Annotated in this window: 14 protein-coding genes; 3 read left to right on the top strand and 11 right to left on the bottom strand. The window is 71.5% G+C overall.

Going from position 1 to position 17,320, the window contains the following annotated elements:
• Position 1 precedes the first annotated feature (1 nt).
• Positions 2-2,155: an eCIS core domain-containing protein gene (locus tag LWJ43_RS09085; protein WP_277331777.1), complete on the top strand. Its 2,154-nt coding sequence runs from the start codon at positions 2-4 to the stop codon at positions 2,153-2,155.
• A 102-nt stretch (positions 2,156-2,257) separates the two neighbouring features.
• Here the strand turns inward: LWJ43_RS09085 and LWJ43_RS09090 are convergent, their stop codons facing one another.
• From LWJ43_RS09090 to LWJ43_RS09100, 3 genes are read right to left on the bottom strand one after another with little or no spacing between them, the layout of a single operon-like run.
• Positions 2,258-3,271 carry an ABC transporter permease gene (locus LWJ43_RS09090; RefSeq protein WP_277331778.1) on the bottom strand — a complete coding sequence of 338 codons (1,014 nt, stop codon included), beginning with the start codon at positions 3,269-3,271 and terminating at the stop codon, positions 2,258-2,260.
• Positions 3,268-4,161: an ABC transporter ATP-binding protein gene (locus LWJ43_RS09095; RefSeq protein WP_277331779.1), complete on the bottom strand. Its 894-nt coding sequence runs from the start codon at positions 4,159-4,161 to the stop codon at positions 3,268-3,270. The genes LWJ43_RS09090 and LWJ43_RS09095 overlap by 4 nt, the downstream gene beginning before the upstream one ends.
• Positions 4,158-4,547, bottom strand: a complete 390-nt coding sequence (locus LWJ43_RS09100) for a GntR family transcriptional regulator (RefSeq protein WP_277331780.1) — start codon at positions 4,545-4,547, stop codon at positions 4,158-4,160. The genes LWJ43_RS09095 and LWJ43_RS09100 overlap by 4 nt, the downstream gene beginning before the upstream one ends.
• Before the next feature lie 131 nt (positions 4,548-4,678).
• Here LWJ43_RS09100 and LWJ43_RS09105 point away from each other — a divergent pair, with 131 nt between their 5' ends.
• On the top strand, positions 4,679-5,422 hold the full coding sequence (locus LWJ43_RS09105; protein WP_277331781.1) for a DUF4097 family beta strand repeat-containing protein: 744 nt from the start codon (positions 4,679-4,681) through the stop codon (positions 5,420-5,422).
• A 16-nt stretch (positions 5,423-5,438) separates the two neighbouring features.
• Here the strand turns inward: LWJ43_RS09105 and ppk2 are convergent, their stop codons facing one another.
• A complete protein-coding gene (ppk2, locus tag LWJ43_RS09110) occupies positions 5,439-6,392 on the bottom strand; it encodes a polyphosphate kinase 2 (RefSeq protein ID WP_277331782.1) in 954 nt (317 codons plus the stop codon).
• A 230-nt stretch (positions 6,393-6,622) separates the two neighbouring features.
• On the opposite strand from ppk2, the gene LWJ43_RS09115 reads away from it, so the two are divergent.
• Positions 6,623-7,210 carry an MSMEG_1061 family FMN-dependent PPOX-type flavoprotein gene (locus LWJ43_RS09115; protein ID WP_277331783.1) on the top strand — a complete coding sequence of 196 codons (588 nt, stop codon included), beginning with the start codon at positions 6,623-6,625 and terminating at the stop codon, positions 7,208-7,210.
• Between the two features lie 4 nt (positions 7,211-7,214).
• Here the strand turns inward: LWJ43_RS09115 and LWJ43_RS09120 are convergent, their stop codons facing one another.
• The 7 genes from LWJ43_RS09120 to LWJ43_RS09150 form a co-directional block, all read right to left on the bottom strand.
• A complete protein-coding gene (locus tag LWJ43_RS09120; RefSeq protein WP_277331784.1) occupies positions 7,215-8,612 on the bottom strand; it encodes a hypothetical protein in 1,398 nt (465 codons plus the stop codon).
• A gap of 61 nt (positions 8,613-8,673) precedes the next feature.
• A complete protein-coding gene (locus LWJ43_RS09125) occupies positions 8,674-11,760 on the bottom strand; it encodes a glycoside hydrolase family 3 N-terminal domain-containing protein (protein WP_277331785.1) in 3,087 nt (1,028 codons plus the stop codon).
• 42 nt (positions 11,761-11,802) lie between these two features.
• Positions 11,803-13,215, bottom strand: a complete 1,413-nt coding sequence (locus LWJ43_RS09130; RefSeq protein ID WP_277331786.1) for a GH1 family beta-glucosidase — start codon at positions 13,213-13,215, stop codon at positions 11,803-11,805.
• Between the two features lie 53 nt (positions 13,216-13,268).
• Positions 13,269-14,255 carry an ABC transporter ATP-binding protein gene (locus LWJ43_RS09135; RefSeq protein ID WP_277331787.1) on the bottom strand — a complete coding sequence of 329 codons (987 nt, stop codon included), beginning with the start codon at positions 14,253-14,255 and terminating at the stop codon, positions 13,269-13,271.
• Positions 14,252-15,259 (bottom strand): ABC transporter permease, encoded by a 1,008-nt coding sequence (locus LWJ43_RS09140; protein ID WP_277331788.1) that lies wholly within the window; start codon positions 15,257-15,259, stop codon positions 14,252-14,254. Before LWJ43_RS09140 ends, LWJ43_RS09135 begins: the two co-directional genes overlap by 4 nt.
• Positions 15,260-15,264: 5 nt before the next feature.
• Entirely contained in the window at positions 15,265-16,245 is a 981-nt protein-coding gene (locus tag LWJ43_RS09145; RefSeq protein WP_277331789.1) for an ABC transporter permease, read from the bottom strand.
• Positions 16,242-17,315 carry an ABC transporter ATP-binding protein gene (locus LWJ43_RS09150; RefSeq protein ID WP_277331790.1) on the bottom strand — a complete coding sequence of 358 codons (1,074 nt, stop codon included), beginning with the start codon at positions 17,313-17,315 and terminating at the stop codon, positions 16,242-16,244. The genes LWJ43_RS09145 and LWJ43_RS09150 overlap by 4 nt, the downstream gene beginning before the upstream one ends.
• Positions 17,316-17,320: the final 5 nt, after the last annotated feature.

The following is a 17,320-nucleotide window of genomic DNA, read 5'->3' on the forward strand; positions in this document are numbered from 1 at the left end:
CGTGCGCGCGTACAGAGCACAGGCCGGACAGGCCGGTGGCCGGGAGGGCAGCCGCCGGGCGGAGGCGCCGGCCACGTTCACGCAACGGGTCCTGGCTCTCCAGCGCGCCGCGGGCAACACGGTCGTGGCCCGTGCCATCGAGGAGGAACGGCACGAGCACGGCGCCGCCTGCGGCCACGAGACCGCCGGACGACCCGCCGTCGAGAGGTCGTCGGCACAGCCGTCGTCCGTGCTCGACGCCGTGCGCTCGCCCGGCCGTCCGCTGGACTCGCGCATCATGGAGAAGGCGGAACAGGGCTACGGCATGTCCTTCCGCCACGTGCGGGTACACAGCGATCCGGCCGCGCAGCGCTCGGCGACGGCCTTCGGCGCCCGCGCCTACACCACCGGCCATGACATCGTCGTGGGCCCCCAGGGCGCGGACGACGAGACGATGTTCCACGAGCTGGACCATGTGCGCCAGCAGTCCATGGGCCCCGTCGCGGGGACGGACAACGGGTCGGGCGTGGCGGTCTCCAGCCAGGAGGATCCCTTCGAGCTCCAGGCCTCGGCGAACGGCCGGAGGATGGCCCGGGGCGGCATGCCCGACCTGTCGGGCCCGGGCTCCGGCGTTTCGGCGGGGGCGGCCACGACCGCCGGAAGCGGCGGCGGCATCACGGTGGCCCGCATGGTGTCCGGCAACGGCTGGAGGATGCACAGGGCGGACCGGGGCCTCGAGTTCGAGATCGTGGACGATCACGGTCCGATCATCGGCAGGTACGTCAGGTCCGGATCCGACGGCACGGAGATCTTCGACACCCCTCAGGGACGCATCAGGGTGTACCCCACGCAAATCATGGGCCCCCGGGCCACGGTGGGCGGCCTCCACCCGGCGGGCCGGGTCCGGCCGCCCGAGGACAATCTGCAGGACCGGGACGAGGTCCTGCTGTCCGAGGCCAACGCGTCGGGCGCACGGGCGCGGTTGCGCATGGATCCCAGGGCGGCGGACAGGATCGCCGTCACCACGTACGAGGAGGAGCCCGACTACGCGGACTACCCGCAGAACCGTGAGGCGCTGCGGCGTCAGGGCGTCCCCGTCCTGAACAGCTTCGACATCAGCCGGCCCGAGACCGCCGGCCGTCTCAGCAACCTCGGTCCGGACCCCCTCCTGAACTTCAACATGCCGCGCGTTCCGCGCGGAACCCCCGGCTACTCCACCCAGCAGCTCATCAGGGACACCACCCGGATTCCCGAGCGGACCGGCCGCGACGACATGCGGGTGAGCATCACCGCGCCCCACCCGAGCCAGTACGCGAGGCCGGGTACCCACAACAGCATCTACGGCCTGGAGAGCGGGAGGGCCGTGCCGGAGAGCGCGCGAATGGTCAGCGCTCACTCCGACGACGAAGGGCTCGAGGCGGCCGGTTACAGCCACCGTCAGTCCACGAAGGACGAGGGTGCCTCCGCCGCGAGCCGCAAGAAGAAGTACCTGTTCGAGCGCAAGCGTGACGAGAGCAGGCGCAGCAACAGCCCCGAGGAGGAGGAAGCGGGTCCGTCGTACCGCAGCCGGAGCCAGGCGCCCGGCGGCAGCAAGCGGCGCGGCAAGAGCAAGAGCCGCAGCGAGAGCAAGAGCCGTGTGAGCGAGGCTCCGGCGCCCGCCCCCCGGCGCAGGTCGAGCAGGCCGCCCGTGACCACGCGTGGCCGTGCTCCGGTCAACTACGCCGCGGTGGAGGACGAGGACGAGTACTTCGGCAGTCAGCAGCCCGAGAGCAGCGGCCCCCGGCGCCGACGCGGCAGCGTCGCCCCCAGTTACCTCATGGACTCCGAGGACGAGGGGGCACGGCCGCGCAGGGGGCGTCGTGAGTCCGTCGACGTGAGGCCGCCGGAGCGGGAGCGCAGCCGGCGCAGGCCGAGCCGGGCACCTGCCGGCGCGTCCAGCAGCCGTCACGTCGACCTCGGCGACGACGTCGTGTACGGGGCCGGACCGATCGACCGCGAACCGCCGCGGCAGCGGGGGCGCAGCCGTCAGCCCGCGTCCTTCCAGCCGTTCATCACGGACAGTGGCCGCAGCACCCGGATCCCCGTCAGCTACGCCGACGAGCCCGAGTGGGAGGAGGACTCCCCCCGGGACGTCAATCCGTTCCTGCCGGCGCCTCGGGAGCACCGCCGCCGGTGAGGGTGATCCGCCCGGACGGCCGGGCCGTCCGGGCGGGGGTCGTGGAGTCACGTCGGTGGCCGAAGCCAGTTGCGTTGGCTTCGGCCGCCTTTCGCGGGTCCCTCAGCCGAGGCGCCGGCGCAGCCACCAGGCGCAGAAGCCGGTGAGCAGACCCGCCAGGGCCAGGAAGACGCCCGTCTCGATCCACTGGAACGTCCAGTAGCGGTCGGCGGGTTGGTACGCCACCTCCACGTGGAGGTCGGACTTCGCGAAGCACACCCCCGGGTCGGTCTCCCGCACGGCGCACCCCTCGGCGCCCCGGGCCTCGTTGCCGGCCGCGTCGAGCACCGGGGCGTCGCCGGAGACCACCCAGGCGCCGGCCCTGACGAGGCCGACCGTCACCTGGGCGTCGTCGCCGTCGCCCGACAGCATCATCTGCCGGGCGCTCCAGCCGCTCCCGGCGCCGGCCCCCGGTACGCCGACGGAGCTGAGCGCGACGTCGGTGCGCACGGGTGCCACGAGGTGCGGGCGGAGCACGTACGGCACGAGGATCTGGACCGCGGCGAACAGGACGAGGGTCGCCGCCATCGCCGGGACGGTCCTGCGGATCAGCAGTCCCGCGCAGGCTCCGGCCGTGAACGCGAAGGCCGCGTACGCGAGGGGGACGATGCCCCGGCCGTCGAAGAGGAGCGGGGTGAAACGGTCGCTGTTCACCTCGTCGAGCGGGGAGGCCCACCAGGTCACCATCAGGCTGAGCAGCCCGGTGACGGCCACGGCCGCCAGGCCGACGGTGGTCAGCTTGACGGCGAGCCAGTGAGTGCGGGTGATGCTCTGGTTCCAGATCAGCCGGTGGGTACCCGTCTCCAGTTCGCGGGCGATCAGGGGCGCGCCCCAGAAGACGCCCATGAGGCCCGGCACGGCGATCAGGAGGCCGGTGACGAAGGCGGCCAGGGTCTCGTACCGCGTGACGAACGCGTTCTCGGCGGGGCCGCAGTCGCCGCCGCACACGGCGACCGTGCTGTCGTAGGTGTCCCGGAGCTCGGCCCCGGTGACCACCAGGGCCGCCGTCACGACGACGAGGGCCGCGAGGGCGACCAGGGTCTGGACGCGGTACTGGCGCCAGGTCAGCCAGATCATCGCTGTGCCTCCAGGGCGGATCGGCGGGCGGGGCCGGACTCGCCCTCGGCCATGTACGTCAGGACGAGGTCTTCCAGGCCGAGGGGCTCCAGGACCCAGGCCGGGTCGTGGACGGGGGCGGCGGACCGGACGACGAAGGTGCTCTGCCGTTCGGTGTGCGTGGCCCGCAGGACCGTCATCCCGTCCGGGAGGCTGTCCGCCTCGCGGCGTGCGGTGGTCAGCCGGAAGTGGGTGCCCAGGAGGTCGTCGACGTCCCCGGCGATCTGTACCCGGGAGGCGACGAGCGAGATCAGGTGGTCGCAGACCCGCTCCAGGTCGGAGACCAGGTGCGAGGAGAGGACGACGGTGGTGCCGTGCTCGGCGACGTACTCCATGAGCGCCTGGAGGAACTCGCGGCGGGCCAGGGGGTCGAGGGCTGCCACGGGCTCGTCGAGGATGAGCAGTTCGGGCCGCTTGGCGACGGCGAGGGTGAGGGCGACCTGGGCGCGCTGGCCTCCGGAGAGCCTGCCGACGCGCTGCCCGGGGTCGAGACCGAGGTCCTGGATGCGGCCGTCCGCGAGCCGCGCGTCCCAGGCGGGGTTCAGCCGCGCGCCCAGACGCAGGTGGTCCGCGACGGACAGTGCGGAGTAGGTCGGGGTGTCCTGGGCGACGAACCCGACCCTGGCGAGCTGCGCGGTGTCCTCCGCGGGGGTCCGGCCGAGGACCCGGATCGTGCCGGAGGTCGGGGCGATCAGCCCGCAGGCCAGTTGTAACAGGGTGGACTTTCCGGCCCCGTTGGGGCCGACGAGGCCGACGACGCGGCCGGGCGGCACGCTGATCGTGCAGTCCGAGAGGGCCTGGCGGCGGCCGTACCGCTTGCCCAGGCCTTTCGCTTCCAGAATGGCGGTCATCGCTCCTCTTCGGTGGACGTGCGGAAGGTGCTCAGGAACAGGGCCTCGATGCTCTCCTCTTCCAGCCCGGCGGCCCGTGCCCGGCCGAGCCATCCGCGCAACTCCTGTCGCAGCGGCTCGTGTTCGGACAGCGACGCGTCGCTGAGGGTGCTGGACACGAAGGTGCCGACGCCCGGCTTCTTGGCGACCAGGCCCTCGTACTCCAGCTCCCGGTACGCCTTGAGCACGGTGTTGGGGTTGATCGCCACCCTGGCCGCGACGTCCTTGACCGTGGGCAGACGGTCACCCTCGAACAGCAGGCCCAGGCGCATGGCCCGGCGCACCTGGTGGACCAGTTGCAGGTACGGCGCGACACCGGACCGGGCATCCAGGTGAAACTCGATCACCGTCTCCTCTATTCATCTAGGTTCCTAGCACTATAGGACTCTAGCGGCACCGGGCTTGTCAACGGGCTCGGGAGGAAGGGGCGTTGAAGATGACGTCCATGGACGGCCCGGTTTCGGGAAGGCGAAGAGGTATGAGTTCCAGAACCCGCACGCACGGACGTCACCTGGTCGCGCTGCTGCTGGCCGCTCCCCTCGTCGCGGCGTGCGGTGGCGGGGACTCCGGCGGGCGCCTCGGTCCGACAGTGCCGGAGATGGCCCGCGGGCAGCACCTGGTGATCACCACCGGGGAAGGCGTGCGGCTGCGGCCGTCCGACGACGGCCGGGCCGTCGTCGATCCGCGGGTCACGAGCCGCTGGTCGCACCGCGAGGACACCTGGGCGCTCGACCTGTCCTGCGGGGACCACGGCGAGCGGTGCCCCCGCATGCCGGTGGTGGACGTCCCGGCCGGCGTCTCCGTCGCCGTCACCGCACGGAACGCGGGCATCGAGGTGACCGGCCTGCCGGCGGAACTGGACCTGACCACCGTCACCGGCGACGTCACGGTCGCCCGGTCCGGCGGGGACGACGCCACCGTCCGGCTCGTCACCCGCAACGGCTCCGTCCGCGCGAACGGCCTGCGTTCCGGGACGTTGCACGCCGAGACGGTCAACGGCGACGTGACACTGGGCAGCGCGGCCTCACCCGCGCGCCTGACCGCCACGACCGAGAACGGTTCGGTGCGTGTGGACCTTCCTCCCGGCGCACCCGCCTACGACGTCACCGCCACCACACGGAACGGCCGGACCTCGGTCGGCGTCCCCACCGACGCGGAGGGGGCACGGCACACCATGAGGCTCGGCAGCGTCAACGGCGACGTCACCGCCACACGCGGCTGAGGGAGTCCGCACGGGCCTACGGGTGTTCCCCCGGCCCGCCCGGGTTCGACGCGAAGCGGGTGGGCGAGAGGGCGGCGTCCTCCTCCCCCGGCTCCAGCAGGGTGGCGGCGGCGCCCACGATGAGGCGGTCCGGTTCACCGACGGCATCGGTGTCCTTCGCCGCGTACTCGATGCCCGCGAGCAGGCTGCGCATCGCCTCGAGGCGGGCCCTGCGCTTGTCGTTGCTCTTCACGACGGTCCAGGGCGCGTGACCGGTGTCGGTGGCGCGGAACATGCGGATCTTCGCCGTCGTGTAGTCGTCCCAGCGGTCGAGGGAGTCGATGTCCGTGGGCGAGAGCTTCCACTGGCGCACCGGGTCGACCTGGCGTATGGCGAAACGCGTGCGCTGTTCGGCGCGGGAGACGGAGAACCAGAACTTGACCACGATGATCCCGTCGTCGACGAGCATCCGCTCGAAGTCCGGGCACTGCCGCAGGAACAGTTCGTACTCGGGCGGGGTGCAGAAGCCCATGACCCGCTCGACTCCGGCGCGGTTGTACCAGGACCGGTCGAAGAACACGATCTCGCCTGGTGCCGGCAGATGGGCGACATAGCGCTGGAAGTACCACTGGCCCCGCTCACGGTCCGTGGGCTTGTCCAGGGCCACGATGCGTGCCCCACGGGGATTGAGGCGCTCGGTGAAGCGCTGGATCGTGCCGCCCTTGCCGGCCGCGTCACGCCCCTCGCAGACCACGACGATCCGGGCGCCGGTGTCCTTCGTCCACCGCTGCAGTTTCAGCATCTCGATCTGCAGGATGCGCTTGATCCGCTCGTACTCTCTGCGGCGGATCTTGCGGTCGTACGGGTAGTTCTCACGCCAGGTCTTGATCGGCCTGCCTTCTTCGTCCAGCAGGATCGGCTGCTCCGGCCTGCTGGTGTCGACGGTCAGGCCGTGCAGGAGTTCCTTCTCCACCCGGTCACGGTTCACCATACAAAGCCTGTCACCTCATCGGGCCCGTGCAAACCGGGAGCACGGGTTCGATGAGGTGGCGGCGCGGCCTACTCCGCCTTCTCCGTCTTCTCCGCGAAGAGCCGTGCACCGTTCCCCACCCCTGCTTGTCGCCCCCGGGGACGGGGCGCACCGGCGAGGATAAGTAAGGTTGGCCTAACAGTGCCAGGTCAGCGATCCGCTGCAGTGCCCCGTGAGGTACGGAGAACCCCTTGTCGAACGCCGCGCCCGTGGCAGTCCCCGCCGCCGCGCCCTCCCCCGCCGGCGACCCCCTGGCCGGGGCCGTGCCCCTGCGGGACGCGGAGCAGCTGCGCGAGATCCTCGGAACGCCGTGGCCTCTCGTCATCGACAAGGTCCACGACGAACTCACCGAGGACGACCTGGACCTGCTGGCCCGGGCGCCGTTCTGCGCCGTCTCCACGTCCGACGCCGACGGCAACTGCGACACCTCCCCGCGCGGCGGCGAGCCGGGCTTCACCCGGGTACTGGACTCCCGGACCCTCGTGATGCCCGACCTGCCGGGCAACCGGCGCGGCGACAGCTTCCACAACATCCTGGCCAACCCGCACGTCGGCCTGCTGTACCTGATACCCGGCGCGATGACCGTCCTGCGGATCAACGGGCGGGCCCGTGTCCTCACGGACGCCCCCGTCTTCGACGAGATGACGGTGAAGGGCCGGCGCCCCGACCTCGCGCTGGTCGTGGACATCGACGAGATCTACCTGCACTGCCCGGCGTCGCTCAAGCGCTCGGGGATGTGGGCGCCGGAGAGGTGGGAGGGCGCGGAGGGGACGGCCTGACCGGCTAGAACCCGCCTCCGCCGAAGTCTCCGCCGCCCCCGAAGCCACCGCCGCCGAACCCTCCGCCGTCGCCGAACCCGCCTCCGCCGAAGCCGGAGGAGTCGAAGTCGGAGCCCGAGACGTCACCGCCGCCCCAGTCGCCGCCTCCGCCCCCGCCGAAGTCACCGCCGCCGTACTCCGCGGCGTACGCCGGGGTGGAGAGCATCGAGCCGAGCATGGTGCCGACCAGCAGGCCCGGGAGCAGGCCGCCGCCGAAGTAACCGCCGGCCCAGGGGCCGTACGCCGGGCCCGCCTCCCAGTAGGGCCGCCGTCGCCCGTCGCCGACGTCGACCGTGCGGCTCATGGGGTCCTCGCCCTCGCGCAGCCGGACCTCGTCGGCGCCGCAGACGGGGACCTCACGGGCCGCCCCGCCGGACGGCGTCCACCGGACGTCCGCCACCGAGGGGCCGTGGCGAGGGTCGAAGAAGCAGGGCGGGCGGCGCGCCGGGAGCGCGCGGCCCCTGCGGCGGGCCTCCAGGACGGCGAGGGAGAACCGGCCGTCCTCCAGGGCCTGGGTGACCCCGCGTACGTCGGAGGGGTGATGGGCGTTCCCCATGCGCGATTTGGCGTCCTCGTAGGAGTCGAGCGCGCGCTCGTAGTCGATGCGCATCGCGTCGTCGGCGCCCTTCTCGCCCGGATGGAAGTCCAGTCGGTCCAGGGTCTCGCCGTAGGCGGTGATGTCCTCGTCCACGACGACCCGGAGCTTCTCCAGGGCGGCCTGTTCCTCCTCCTCCGTGCGCCTCCTGTTGCGGCGGGCGACCGCGAACGCGGTGCCTCCGCCCAGCAGGACCAGGCCTCCGAGGACGACCAGACCGGTGACCGGGGCTCCGCCCGCGGAGCCGGCACCGCCGCTGTCGCCGGACCAGGAGGCCGGAGCGCTTCCCTTGGCCTGCTCGACGGCCCGGTCGACGAAGGCGTTGAGCTGGGTCGCGGCGTTCGTGTCCGTGCCGGGCGCCTTCACGGCGGTGACGAGGTTGTCGACGGCCCGTACCGGCATCACCTGCGGGTCGGCGCCCGCGTCGAAGCCGTCGCCGAGCCGCACCGCGTAGACGCCGGTGACACCGGTGTCGGTGCGGAGGTTCTGCAGGAGGTTCTCCGGCGGGTACTGGGACGTCGCGGGGAGCACGGCCACGAAGACCGGTTTGTCGGCGTCCTTGATCTTCTTCTCCAGGGCGGCCTCCTGGGACGCCGAGAGCTGGCCGGCCGCCGCCGGGTCGACGTACACGGGGCCCTGTCGCAGGGCGCTCGCCGCGTCGCCGATCGTCGAGGGGGCGGCCTGGGCAGCGGGGGTCATCGCCAGCACGGCCGCCGAAAGTATCAGCAGCAGGCAGGCCCACAGGGGTGCGAACAGCCTCTTGCGCATACTCCGAAAGTAACCCGGGCGGGCGACAAGTGCGTCGCCCGCCCGGGTTCGGTTTCCGCATTTACACGGCGCGGTACGCCGTGCGCAGCTTCGCCACCGCACCGGTCAGATCACCGGTGAGCAGCAGATGGTCGGCCTCGGCGAACGGCTTGGACACCGCCGCGGTCAGCTTTCCACCGGTCCGCTGCTGGACCAGGAGCCTGGCCCGGTCCACGATCTCCTTGCCCGCCGCGGTCCTCCCGAGGCCCGCCCGCTCGGCGAGCTGCGCGGCGACGGCGAGAGCGGTGAGCGTGGCCTCGCCGCCCGTGGGGGCCTTGCGCAGGGTGGTCAGTCCCCAGCCGTAGGGGAACTGCGGGTCGTACGTCGCGTCGCCGACGTTGACCGGCAGCTGCGACTCGGACTTCGGCCAGGTCACCGGGAGCTGCCCGGTGAAGGCCCGCTTGCCGTAGAGGACGTCGGCGACGCCGTCGCCCTCGGTGCCCGGCAGCCAGGAGGCGACCAGGGCGTCGATGTCGCCGAGGCGGTCCCCGACGAGCTGGGGACGGCCGGAGACGACGAGGACCGCGCACCTCATCGCGGCGCAGACCGTGTCGACGGCCGCCTTGTCGGCATCGGTGAGCTCCAGGTCGTGCCCGTTGCCGACGTCTCCGATGCCCTCGGCGTACGGCTTCTCACCGACGACCACGACTCCGACGTCGTAGCCCGCGGTCGGGGCGGAGGCGTCCTTGGAGAAGGTGGCGGACGAGGTGTTCTTCTCGATGCCCTTCAGGATCGTCGTGCCGGTGGTGGTGGCACCGGAGGCGCCCTGCCAGCTGATGGTCCAGCCACCGGCCTGGTTGCCGAGGTCGTCGGCGTTGGAACCGGCGACGTAGACCTTCTGCGACGGCTTCAGCGGGAGCACCGAGCCGTCGTTCTTCAGGAGGACCTGGGACTTGGCGGCCGCCTCACGGGCGACCGCGCGGTGCTGCGCCGAGCCGACCTCGTCCAGGTTCGAGGTGTCGGCGTACGGCTTCTCGAAGAGCCCGAGGCGGAACTTCTGGGTGAGGATCCGCGCGACGGCGTCGTCGATGCGGGCCTGGCTGATCCGGCCGGCGGCGACCTCGTCCTGGAGCGTCCTCGTGAAGTCCTGGTACGCGGTCGGGACCATGATCATGTCCAGTCCGGCGTTGACCGAGGTGCGGACGTCGCTCGCGTAGTCACCGGGGATCTGGTCGATGGCCTGCCAGTCGCTGATGACGAAGCCCTCGAAGCCCATCCGGTCCTTGAGCACGCCGTTGATCATCTCGGCGTTGGCGTGCATCTTCACCGGCCCGGCGTCGTCGCCGATGATGTCCAGCGAGGAGTAGGACGGCATGACCGTGCCGACGCCCCGCTTCACCGACTCGGCGAACGGCGAGAGGTGGACGGCTTCCAGCTCCTGCCGGGTGACCTTCGTGACGCCCTGGTCGATGGTGTACGAGCCGGTGGTGGAGGAGCCGAACTCCGTGCCGCCGTCACCGACGAAGTGCTTGGCGCTGGCCAGCACCTTGTCGTTGCGGGCGAGGTCCTTGCCCGACGGGCTGCCCTGCATGCCGGTGATGACCGTCTCCATGGCCTCGACCAGGGCGGGGTCCTCGCCGTAGGCCTCGTAGGACCGGCCCCAGCGCTCGTCGCGGGTGACGCACACGCAGGGGGCGAAGTCCCACGGGATGCCGGTGGCGCGCACCTCGTTCGCGGTGACGGCGCCGGTCCTCTCCGCGAGCTTCGGGTCGCGGCCCGCGCCGATGCCGATGTTGTGCGGCATGATCGTCGAGCCGATGACGTTGTTGTGGCCGTGCACCGCGTCCACGCCGTAGATCAGCGGGATCTGGAAGCGGGTGGCCTGCGCGCGCAGCTGGTAGGCGTCGACCATCTTCGCCCAGGCCGCCGCCGTGTTCGGGGTGGGCACGGAGCCGCCGCCCGAGAGCAGCGAGCCGAGGTCGTAGGCGGCGATGTCGCCCTGTGCCTTCAGCGCGTTGCGCTCGGCCTGGGTCATCTGGCCGGCCTTCTCGGCCGGGGACATCCGCGACAACAGGTCGGCGACGCGCTTCTTCACCGGGAGCTTCGCGTTCTGGTAGGGCAGCCCGTGGGCGTCGATGACGACCTGCGGGTTCTCCTTGGGCGCCTTGGCGCCGGTGACGGTGAGCTCCAGCGGGATCGTCTCCGCGCTCTCGGCGCCCTTGTCCTTCGTGGTGGCCACGGTGACGGTGTGCGTGGTGCCGGAGGCGGTGCCCGCGGGGAAGGTGTGGGTGCCGGTGACCGGGGTGTAGTCCTCGCCGGCCGCGGCGGTGCCGCCCTTGGTCGTGTAGGCGACCGTGACGGACTCCTCGGTGGGGACGGAGCCGGTGGTGGCGACGGAGATCCTGATGTCCGCCGTGCCGCCCTCCTCGACCGGGTGCACGGCGGAGTCGACGACGACGCTCGACTTCAGGGCCGGGTCGGCCTTCCCGTACAGCTCGACCGCGTCCATGGCGAAGGAGCCGGGGGCGCCGGTCGGGAGGGTGAGGGCGTAGCCCCACATCTCGTTCAGGCCGAGGACCTGGTCGATGCCGCCGACGGGCTGGTAGTCGGCCCGGTAGACGAAGTCCGCGAAGGGGATCTCGATCTGGTGCCAGCCCTCCCAGTCGTCGGTGAAGGAGGTGGTCCACAGCTCGGAGGCGCCGCCGTTGGCTCCGCCGTCCTTGATCTCGAAGTTGATCCGCTTGCCCGAACCGGGCGGCAGGGGAGCGGTGTTCTGCCCGTACCACCAGAAGCGGATGCCCTTGTGGGCGGTCCAGTCCTTCGGGGGCTGGTCGACGGCGAACTCATGGCTGAGCCCGCCCCAGGCGCTGATGTCGTAGGTGCCCTGGAGCACCTTGTCGCCCTCGGGGGCGTCGGCGCGCTCCTCGAACGTCAGGGCGGGGTGGTCGTCCGCGTCACCGCCCCAGGTGAACAGGGAGTCGGCGGGCGGGTTGCCGAAGGGGACCTCGCCCTCGAAGCGGTCGACGAGGACCGGTGCGGGGTCCTCCGCGCCGGCCGCAGCGCTGGGGACGGCCCCGGCGAGCAGCGACGCGAGGACGGTGGCGGCGGCGAGCGCGGCCGTGGCCGGTCTCGCGCGGTGACGTGAGCGGTGGTGCGGTGTACGGGTCATCTGCGGCTCTTCTCTGCTCCGGTGACGGATCGACGCGGGGCGTCAGTCGGTACGGGCGTTCCGGGTGAGCTGGATCGTGTCGCGGAACCACTTGGCGCTGTCCTTGAGCGTCCGCAGCTGGGTGTCGTAGTCGACGCGGACGATGCCGAACCTCTTGTCGTAGCCGTAGGCCCACTCGAAGTTGTCCATGAGCGACCAGGCGAAGTAGCCCCGGACGTCGGCTCCCTGCCGGCGGGCCTCGGCCACGGCCTCGATGTGGTCGGCGAGATAGGCGGTCCGGTCGGTGTCGGGGACGGACCCGTCGGCGGCGACGGTGTCGTCGAAGGCGGCCCCGTTCTCCGTGATCACGGTCGGCAGCGCGTAGTCGCGCTGGAGCCGAAGCAGCAGGTCGGTGAGCTCGGTGGGGGTGATCTCCCAGTCCATGGCGGTCCGGGGAAGATCGCGCTCCACGCCGCGTACGACGGGGAGGCCGTCGGCGTCGGTCGGCGATCCGTCCTCGGTGACTCCCGAGAACAGGGCGCCGCGGTAGAAGTTGACGCCGAGGACGTCGAGGGGCGCCGAGACGGCCTCCAGATCGCCGTCCCGGACGGGCAGTTCGATGCCCTGGGCCGCGAGGTCCTCGACGACGTCCTCGGGGTAGCGGCCGTGGACGAGCGGGTCGAGGTAGAGGCGGGTGCCCATGCCGTCGGCGCGTCGGCAGGCCTCCCGGTCGGCCTCGCTGCCGGTCTCCGGGGTGGCGGTGCCGAGGTTGAGGGTGATGCCGAGTTCCAGCGGGTTGCTCCCCGCCGCCCCGCGCATCCGCCTGGCGGCCAGTCCGTGGCCCAGGAGCAGGTGGTGGACGGCGCCCATCGCGTCGCCCATGTCGGTGCGGCCGGGGGCGTGCGCGCCGTAGGCGTAGCCGAGCATCGCCGAGCACCACGGCTCGTTGAGGGTCGTCCAGTGCTCGACGCGGTCGCCGAGCGCCTCGTAGGCGAGCATGGCGTACTCCGCGAACCGCAGGGCGGTGTCCCGGGCCGGCCAGCCGCCCGCGTCCTCCAGCTCCTGCGGCAGGTCCCAGTGGTAGAGGGTGATCCAGGGAGTGACGCCCCGCCCCTGGAGCTCGTCGACCAGCCGCTTGTAGAAGTCGAGGCCCTTGGCGTTGGCGGGGCCCCGGCCGCCCGGCTGGATGCGCGGCCAGGCGAGCGAGAAGCGGTAGGTGTCCACTCCGAGGCCCGCGATCAGCTCCACGTCCTCGGGCATCCGGTGGTAGTGGTCGCACGCGACGTCGCCGTGCTCGGCGTGGTGCACGGCGCCGGGCACACGGCAGAAGGTGTCCCAGATCGACGGGGTACGGCCGTCCTCCGAGGCGGCGCCCTCGATCTGGTAGGAGGAGGTCGCGACGCCCCAGCGGAAGTCGGCAGGGAGTCCCTGGACGGCGGCGGGCTGCAGGCTGCTGCGGGGCGTGACGAGGTTCATGGGTCTCCGTAACTCCTGTGTGCTGTGGGGTGTGACGGGCGGCCGGCGGCCGGTCAGTGGTGCAGCCAGCAGGCGACCTCGCGGCCCTGGCCCGCGTCCGGTGCGGCGAGGACCGGGATCCGCTCGGAGCAGGGCTCGAAGGCCTTGCCGCAGCGGGGATGGAAGGCGCAGCCGGCGGGCATCGCGGACAGGTGCGGGGGTGATCCGGGGATGCCGGTGAGTTCGCGCCGGGGGCCGTGCAGCGCGGGGAACGAGTGCAGCAGCCCGGCGCTGTAGGGGTGCCGCGGGTCGTCGTAGATCTCGGCCGCGCCCGCCTGCTCCACGATCCGGCCGCCGTACATGATCGCGATGCGGTCGGAGAACTCGATCAGCAGGGAGATGTCGTGGGTGATGAACACGACCGAGAAGGAGAGCCGTTCCCTGAGCTCGACGAGCTTGCGCAGAATCTGACGTTGCATCACCACGTCGAGCGCTGTGGTGGGTTCGTCCATGATGACGATCTCGGGCTCCAGCGCGAGCGCCATGGCGATCATCACCCGCTGGCGCATCCCGCCGGAGAGCTGGTGCGGGTAGGAGGCGAGCCGGTCGGCGGAGATGCCGACCAGGCCGAGCAGTTCCTCGGCACGGGCCGTCCGCGCGGCCTTGCGCATGTCGGGGCGGTGCGCCCTGAGCACGTCGGTGAGCTGGCTGTGGACGGTGTGCACCGGGTTGAGGGAGTTCATGGCCCCCTGGAACACGATGGAAAGCTCCTGCCAGCGGAAGGCGCGCAGTTCGTCCGGGGTGAGGGAGAGGATGTCGACGGGCCCGGCACCCGGCCGGTGGTAGTGGACGTCACCGCCGGTGATCACCCCGGGCGGGGAGAGCAGCCGGGTGACGGCGTAGGCCAGCGTGGATTTACCCGATCCCGACTCGCCCGCCAGGCCGAGGACCTCACCCCGGTGCAGGGTGAGGTCGACGTCCCGCAGCGCGCGGACGCCGCTCGTGCCGGTGCCGTAGTCGACGTTCAGGCCGCTGATGGTGAGGATCGGCTCGGCGGTCATGCGGACTGCTCCTTGCTGCGCGTGCCGGGGTCTGCGGGCGACGTGGGCGTGCCCGTACGGGCCACGGGGGTGAAGCCGACCCGCATCCGGACCTTCCGCGAGGAGCCGGTCGCGGTGCGCAGCCTCGGGTTGACGAACTCGTCGATGCCGAAGTTGATGAGCGCCAGGGCGGTTCCCAGGAGCGCGATGCACAGGCCGGCGGGGACGAACCACCACCAGGCGCCCTGGGCCAGTGCCTGGTTGGACTGGGCCCAGAAGAGGACGGTGCCCCAGTTCCAGTGCGAGATGTCGGCGACGCCGATGAAGGCGAGGGTGATCTCCGAGAGGATCGCGAAGATGACGGTGCCGACGAAGCCGGACGCGATGACGGCGGTGAGGTTGGGCATCACCTCGAAGAGGATGATCCGCCAGGTCGACTCACCGGTGGCACGGGCGGCCTCCACGTAGTCGCGGCGCCTGAGCGACAGGGTCTGGGCGCGCAGGACGCGTGAGCCCCAGGCCCAGGAGGTGAGGGCGATGACGGAGGCGATCACCAGGTCCGTGGTGTTCTCGACGAAGCTGGCGATGATGATGATCAGCGGCAGCCCGGGGATGACCAGGAAGACGTTCGAGAACATCGACAGGATCTCGTCGGCTGCTCCGCCGAGGAATCCGGCGCTGACCCCGATGAGCACGGACAGCACCGTCGCCAGGAACCCGGCGATGAAGCCGACCAGGAGCACGCCCCGGGTGCCGACCAGGATCTGGGAGAGCACGTCCTGCCCGGTGTGGGTGGTGCCGAACCAGTGGGCGGCGGAGGGCGGCTGGAGCAGCTGGTCGCTCATCGCGTCGGGGTCGTACGGGGCGATCCAGGGCCCGATGACGGCGATGAGGGCGAAGAACGCGAGGATCAGCAGCCCGGCGCGGGTCTTCCCGCCGCGCAGGAAGCGGAACCTGGCCCGGCCGGCCGCGGCGGGGGCGGGGACGTCGTCCAGTACGGCTACGTCGGTGGCAGTGACGGCCATGCTCGTCATGCCTCCTTACGGGTGCGGGGGTCGAGGAGGGCGTAGGCCATGTCGGCCAGCAGGTTCGCGGCGAGCACCGAGAGCGTGATGATCAGGAAGACGCCCTGCATCAGGGGGTAGTCCTTCGCCCCGACGGCCTGCAGGAGCTGGAAGCCGATCCCGGGGTAGTTGAAGACCATCTCGACGAGCAGGGTGCCGCTCACGATGAAGCCCAGGGAGAGCGCGAAGGCCGAGATGTTGGGCAGGACCGCGTTGCGGGCGGCGTACGCGAACATCACCCTCCGCTCGGAGAGCCCCTTGGCCTGCGCCACCATGACGTAGTCCTCGGAGGAGACGGTCACCATCATGTTGCGCATGCCGAGGATCCAGCCGGCGACGGCGCTGAGCACGATCGTCACCCCGGGCAGCACCCCGTGGTAGAGGGCGCTGGAGATGAACGGCCAGTCGAAGGCCGGGACGAGGGAGTTGTCGTAGCCGCCCTCGAAGGGGAACAGCGGCCACTTCACCGCGAACACGGCGATGGCGATGAGGCCGAGCCAGAAGTAGGGGACGGACGAGATGAAGGTGGTGACGGGCAGCAGCCCGTCCAGCCAGGAGCCGCGCCGCCAGCCGCTGTAGACGCCGATGCCGGTGCCGAGCAGGAAGCTGATGAGCGTGGTGATGCCGACGAGGGCCAGCGTCCAGGGCAGTGCCTGGGAGATGACCTCGCCGACCGGGGTCGGGAAGAAGGTGAACGAGAGCCCGAGGTCGCCGTCGAGCAGGTGCCCCCAGTAGTCGGTGTACTGCGACCAGAGCGACTGCTTCTCGTCGAGCCCGAACAGCGCCTTCAGGGAGGCGATCGCGGAGGTGTCGAGCTGGCCCTGGTAACGGCTCATCAGGGCCTCGACGGGATCGCCCGGCATCAGGCGGGGGATCAGGAAGTTGATGGTGATCGCGGCCCACGCGGTGACCGCGTAGAAGGCGAGGCGCTGGAGGACGTACTTCACTTCGCCGCCTCCTTCGCCGGCGCGGCGGCCGGGGCGGTCGCACCGTCGTACAGCCAGCAGGCCGCCCACTGGCCGTCGGCCAGGTCGAAGCGCGGCGGGAGTTCGGTACGGCAGCGCTCCATGGCCTTGGGACAGCGGGGGTGGAAGCGGCACCCGGCCGGCGGGCTGATCAGGGAAGGCGGCTCGCCGCTCCCGGTCTCCTCCTGGTCGGCCTCGTCCGCGACCCGGTCCGGGTCGGGTGCGGAGGCGATGAGCAGCTGGGTGTAGGGGTGCGCGGGGCTCTGCGTGACCGTCTCGCTGTCCCCGCCCTCGACGATGCGGCCGGCGTACATCACCAGGGTGGTGTCGGCGAAGTAGCGTGCGGACGCGATGTCGTGGGTGATGTAGAGGATCGCGAGGCGCAGCCGCTCCTTGAGGTCGCGGAGCAGGTTGAGGACGCCGAGCCGGATCGACACGTCGAGCATCGAGACCGGCTCGTCGGCCAGCAGGACCTGGGGGTCGGCGCCGAGCGCGCGCGCTATCGCGACGCGCTGGCGCTGCCCTCCCGACAGCTCGTGCGGGAACTTGTCCAGGAACTGATGAGGAGGAGTCAGCTGGACGCGTTCCAGCAGGGCGGCCAGGTTCGTCTCCAGTTCCGCGTCCCCGCTCCCCGCCCGGCCGTGGATCTTGAGGGCGCGGGTCAGGTGGTAGCGCACGGTGTGCACCGGGTTGAGCGAGGCGAACGGGTCCTGGAAGATCAGCTGGACCTGCTTGACGTAGGTACGGAAGGACCGGCCACGTCCGGCCTTCACCGCCGTGCCGCCCAGGCGGACCTCGCCCGCGGTGAGCGGGTACAGCTGGGCGAGCAGCCGTGCGACGGTGGACTTCCCGGAGCCCGACTCCCCCACCAGGGCCGTGACGGTGCCGCGCCGGAGCTCCAGCGAGACGTCGTCGACGGCGTGGACGGTGCGGTGTCTGCGGGCGACGAGGTCGCCGGCGGTGCGCCGCACGGGGAAGTGCTTGGTGACTCCGCGTGCTTCGAGCACCACATCGGTTCCGGTGCGCTCGTCTGCGGACGGTTCGGTGGTCATGGCCG

The organism is Streptomyces sp. JH34, from assembly GCF_029428875.1.
GTDB lineage: Bacteria > Actinomycetota > Actinomycetes > Streptomycetales > Streptomycetaceae > Streptomyces.